The sequence below is a fragment of the Achromobacter maghribensis genome (assembly GCF_057334215.1).
In genome coordinates this window covers 128797-133412 of record NZ_JBHFII010000055.1, presented here as the reverse complement: position 1 = coordinate 133412, position 4616 = coordinate 128797, and the positions used below count along the sequence as shown (strand labels likewise).

The following is a 4616-nucleotide window of genomic DNA, read 5'->3' as shown; positions in this document are numbered from 1 at the left end:
ATCTGGCTGCCACCGTGGTGGCCACCGCCACGACCCTGGACATGGCCGTCTATGCCGAAGACGTGCCCGATTTGGCCACCCAGGCCATTTTGGAAAGTCTTGGCGTCCGCGCGATACGCGGGGCTGTCGTAAACTTCTCGCATCAGCGCGAACTCGCGCCGGATCACCAATGGGTTCCTAGTTGACGGAAGGATTGTTTCTTCGCACCCGCTGGCGTTTTCGCCATCATCGTGCGCGACGCGCCAATACCGGTGCGCGAACGGTGTCATCGCGGTTGGGCACGCTGCTATGCGCGCTGTGCTGCGCCGTCCTTTGGCCGGGCGCCGCCCTGGCATTGGGCCTGAACGTCTCCCCCGAAGACATGCCGCTTGGGCTGACAGCCGGCGCCGCCATCGCCGGCGGACTGGCATGCGCCATCGCCTGGGGCGCCACCCGCGAATCCCTCTACGGCGCCGGCGTCGTCTTCATGCTGATCGAAGGCCTGTTCCGGTCATGGCCCGATTTTCTACCGCCCGGCGCGTTGCAAGCGGGATCTTTCGCGGCCTTGCTGGCCTTGACCGCACCGCTGCTCTCGGATTTGCCATACGCCGCGAAACTGGCGGCGGTCTGCCGCGGCCTGAGCGTCGCGCTGGCAGCCATTGCGGCGTTGGCGCTGATCTTCGTGTATGAAACCGAAAACGGCTCGTTCCCGGCTGCGATCGCCGGGTTTTGCGCCGTGCTGAGCGTGCCGCTGGCCCTCTGGTTCGCTACCCGCGCCGCGGTACGCAAGACGCGCCGCGGGCTGTCGATGGCGCTGGCCGCCACGTATGCGGCGTCGGCCTGGATGCTGGGAGCCGATGCCTGGCGGTCCAACGGCGCCGATACCGCCGACACGATGATCGAGCTGGCGCGCCTGCTGCTGGTCGCGGGCGCGCTCTTCAGCCTGGCGCTGACCCGCCATGCCTCCCCGCAAACCTCCGCTCATCGCGCCGGGCATGATCCCGCCGATGTCGAGCATCTGGCCCAAGGCGAGTTGCGGCTGGCCGAACTGGCTGGCGCGCTGGACACGCAGCGCCAGATGAACGCGCTGATCTCCCACGAATTGCGCGCGCCGCTGGCTACCATCAGCGCGGCGGCCCAATCGCTGGACATGATCCTGTCCGACAGTGGCGAGGCCGTCGATAACCGGCTGGGCCGGATACACCGTTCGGTCGGCCGGATGACTGAATTGATGGACCAGTTGCTGAACCAGGATCGCCTGGAGGAGCAGGCCTGGACCCCGCGCGGTGAACAAACCGATCTTGCCGAGATTGCGCGCGATGTCGTAACGGCGATGCAGCCGGATACCGCCCATGCGTTGATGATTCAGGCCGGCGGCGCCCTGCCCGCGTATTGCGATCGCCCCCTGACCAGCGTGGTGGTGCGCAACCTGATCCACAACGCAATCAAGTATTCGCCGGCCAATCAGCCCGTCAGAATCGAAACAGGCCAGACCTGTCCCGACGGCATTCCGATGGTTTGGCTGGCCGTCATCGACCGCGGCCCGGGTATTGGCGAAGAGGAACAAGCGCGAATCTTCGAACCCCATTTTCGGCGCTCGGCGCATCGCGAGACCCAGGGCATGGGCATCGGCTTGTACCTGGCGCGCCGAATCTGCCAGAACCAGGGCGGGTCGCTGACCATGCAAAGCCAGGTGGGGGTCGGCACGCGTTTCATCATCACGCTGCCAGCCCAGGCCCCGGAAGCCCAGGTCCCGCAAGCCCCAGCTGCGGCAAGCTAGCCGCGCAGGCGAAGCCCCGTCAGAAATCAGGCGGCGAAGACGTAGCCTTGGCCGCGCACCGACAGCACCGGTAGCTTCAGGCCGGCGCTTTGCGCTTTGGCGCGCAGGCGGCTCACCAGCACGTCGATACGGCGCAGTTCGAAGCCGCCCGGGCTGTCCGGCAAGAAGAGTTCGGCAAGCACCTGACGGCTGACGGCGCTGCCGGCCGCATCCATCAAAGCCATCAAAAAGGTGCGTTCCTGGGCGCTCAGGTGCAAAGACGCGCCGTCAGGCGCCACCAGTATCCAGCCGCCGTCCTGCAAGGACCACGTGCTGTCCGCCGACGCGCGCGTTTCCGCATCCGCCGGACGGGGCGCCTTGGCCAGACGCATGCGGCGGGCCAGGCTGCGAATGACCGAACTGAGTTCAAGCAGATCCACGGGCTTGGTCATGTAGACGTCCGCCCCGCCTTCCAAGCCGCGCACACGGTCTTCCAGGGCGCTGCGGCCGGTCAGCATGACGATGCCCACCGGACTCAACGCCCTCAACCGGGTCGCCACGGAAAAGCCGTCTTCGCCGGGTAGGTGCGCATCCAGGATGACGATGTCGCACGGCTGCTCCTGCAGGCGGCGATAGAACGCCGCAGCATTGTCACAAGCAAACGCCACCCGAAAACCATAGCCGCCCAAGCCTAATGCCAACTCCTCCCGGAAGTCGGCATCATCCTCAAGCAGACCGATACATAGCAAACCATCTGCGCCAGGCATATTCAGAGTGCTTTATATTGAAAATTGTCGACAAATGCCCCAGGGATGCGGCATGTCATCCTGAGTGTTCCGCAGGCGACAATCTTACGAGATTTACAATGGAAACGAATGATTGCAGTGAAAAAAACCGCGATATTTCACTCTCTTTCATCGCTTTTTCACGTAAATCACAAGATTTTGGTATGCGTTTTCTTGCCATTGGCGTCAAACGTCGTCAAGACGAGCAACTGACTTCAAGGCTGCCGGCCCAATCCGGAGGCAGTCCGGCATAGCGTTCATACCCGGGCTGCGCCGTGAAAGGCGCGCGCAGCAGCTTCATCAACGTATCGATTTCGCCGACATCACCGATTTTGGCCGCTCGAATCGCCTCTTCCGCCAGGTGGTTGCGCAAGACATACAGCGGATTAACGCGGTTCATCGCCTGCGCCGTCTCCTGCGCGGCGCGCCCGTCCTGCGATTGCCGCGCCAGCAGTTGGTCCAGCCAGGCGGCGGCAGCTGGCCGGTCAACGAACAGGTCCTCGAACGCGTTGCGTTGCCCCAGCACGGCGTCCGCCAAGCGCCGCCACGACAAAGTGAAATCGGCCTGATTGGCGTCCATCAGCTTGAGCAGGTCGTCCAGCAACGCCTCATCGGCCGGACGCCAGGCGGCCAGGCCCAGCTTTGCGCCCATCCGGTCGTGGAACGCCCGGGTGAAAACCGCCTCGAATTCGTCCAGCACGGCGCGCAGGCCTTCGACATCCTGCACCAGCGCATGCAGGCTGCCGCCTAGCCGGTACAGGTTCCATAGCGCCACCGACGGTTGCCGGTTCCAGGAATAGCGCCCTTCCGTATCCGAATGATTACAAACATGCCCCAGGCGAAAACCGTCCATGAATCCATACGGACCGTAGTCCAGCGTCAGGCCCAATATGGACATGTTGTCCGTATTCATGACGCCGTGGCAGAAACCCACGGCCTGCCAGTCCGCCATCAGTAGCGCGGTACGGCGCGTGACGGCGCGCAGCAGATTGATATAGGGCGCGGTCTCGGACAAAGGCTCGCCCGAGGGCGATTCCCGGCACTCGGGGTAGAACCGGTCGATAACGTAATCCGCCAGCGTCTTCAACAACTCGGGTTGGCGGCGAGACGACCAATGCTCGAACGAGCCAAACCGCACGAAACTGGGCGACATTCGCGTCACGATAGCGGCAGTCTCCACCGTTTCCCGCATGACGGGATCGTCGGACACCACCAGCGCCAACGCCCGCGTCGTGGGGATGCCCAGCCCGTGCATGGCTTCGCTGGCCAGATATTCCCGCACCGACGACCGCAGCACGGCCCGGCCGTCGCCCATGCGCGAGTACGGGGTCATGCCTGCCCCCTTTAATTGCAACTCCCAGCCGCCAGCCGGCCCTTCGACTTCGCCAAGCAAATGAGCGCGCCCATCGCCCAGCTGGCCGGCCCACACCCCGAACTGGTGCCCACTGTAGACGGCTGCCAGCGTATCCCCGCCCGGCAGGGGCTGCGAACCCGAAAACACCGACAGGAATTCCGGCGTGGACAGCACCGAGGGGTCCAGGCCGATCAGCCCGGCTGCGTCGGCGTTGGCGTGAAGCAGACGCGGATGGTTCAGCCCTTGCGGCGTCAGCCGCGTATAGAACGCGGCGGGCAACGCGGCGAACGTATTGACGACGTGCAATTCGGATAAGGATTGAGCGGTCATGCGCGTTGGCTCCTTGCGGCCCGCTTGGCGGGACGCACATAGAAAATGGCGCTAAGGAAGAAGATGGACGACAGGACGATCTCGCCCCACGCCATCAGCACCGAGAGCGGGGCCGGATCGGACATGGCCCGCACCGCGCCTTCCATCAGATACAGCAGCGACAGCATCGACGCCCACTGATAGGTATAGAGGTTTCCCCGCAGGATGCCACGCAGCGGAAAAGCCAGCGGCAGCGCTTTCAGCAGCATCCAGGAACCGCCCGGCCGCACAGGCGCCACCACGGTTTCCCAGGTGACGCACAGGACGATCAGGGCGAACAGTGAAACCGAGGCCAGCAGGCGCAAGCGGGGGTTGAGTTCAGGGTTCATGCTGCTATTATCGCCTGATGAATCGCCCCGCCGAGCCCGGC

Annotated in this window: 5 protein-coding genes; 2 read left to right on the top strand and 3 right to left on the bottom strand. The window is 64.3% G+C overall.

Going from position 1 to position 4616, the window contains the following annotated elements; all coding sequences use genetic code 11:
* Together ACE039_RS24360 and ACE039_RS24355 are read left to right on the top strand one after the other, a co-directional pair.
* On the top strand, nt 1-185 hold a 185-nt coding region (locus ACE039_RS24360; protein ID WP_485821187.1), incomplete at its 5' end, for a hypothetical protein.
* A gap of 77 nt (nt 186-262) precedes the next feature.
* Nucleotides 263-1759, top strand: coding sequence for a sensor histidine kinase (locus ACE039_RS24355; RefSeq protein WP_485823536.1), 1497 nt, complete (start codon nt 263-265; stop codon nt 1757-1759).
* Nucleotides 1760-1785: 26 nt separating this feature from the next.
* Here the strand turns inward: ACE039_RS24355 and ACE039_RS24350 are convergent, their stop codons facing one another.
* From ACE039_RS24350 to ACE039_RS24340, 3 genes are all read right to left on the bottom strand, one after another.
* On the bottom strand, nt 1786-2505 hold the full coding sequence (locus tag ACE039_RS24350) for a response regulator transcription factor (RefSeq protein WP_105559797.1): 720 nt from the start codon (nt 2503-2505) through the stop codon (nt 1786-1788).
* 214 nt (nt 2506-2719) lie between these two features.
* Nucleotides 2720-4207 carry a protein adenylyltransferase SelO gene (locus ACE039_RS24345; RefSeq protein WP_485823535.1) on the bottom strand — a complete coding sequence of 496 codons (1488 nt, stop codon included), beginning with the start codon at nt 4205-4207 and terminating at the stop codon, nt 2720-2722.
* Nucleotides 4204-4575 (bottom strand): DUF2069 domain-containing protein, encoded by a 372-nt coding sequence (locus ACE039_RS24340; RefSeq protein ID WP_105559795.1) that lies wholly within the window; start codon nt 4573-4575, stop codon nt 4204-4206. Before ACE039_RS24340 ends, ACE039_RS24345 begins: the two co-directional genes overlap by 4 nt.
* Between the last annotated feature and the right edge of the window lie 41 nt (nt 4576-4616).

Bases quoted from the DNA above. Each gene is read 5' to 3' on its own strand.
- ACE039_RS24350 (WP_105559797.1), bottom strand. From the start codon at position 2,505: ATGCCTGGCGCAGATGGTTTGCTATGTATCGGTCTGCTTGAGGATGAT.
- ACE039_RS24340 (WP_105559795.1), bottom strand. From the start codon at position 4,575: ATGAACCCTGAACTCAACCCCCGCTTGCGCCTGCTGGCCTCGGTTTCA.
- ACE039_RS24345 (WP_485823535.1), bottom strand. From the start codon at position 4,207: ATGACCGCTCAATCCTTATCCGAATTGCACGTCGTCAATACGTTCGCC.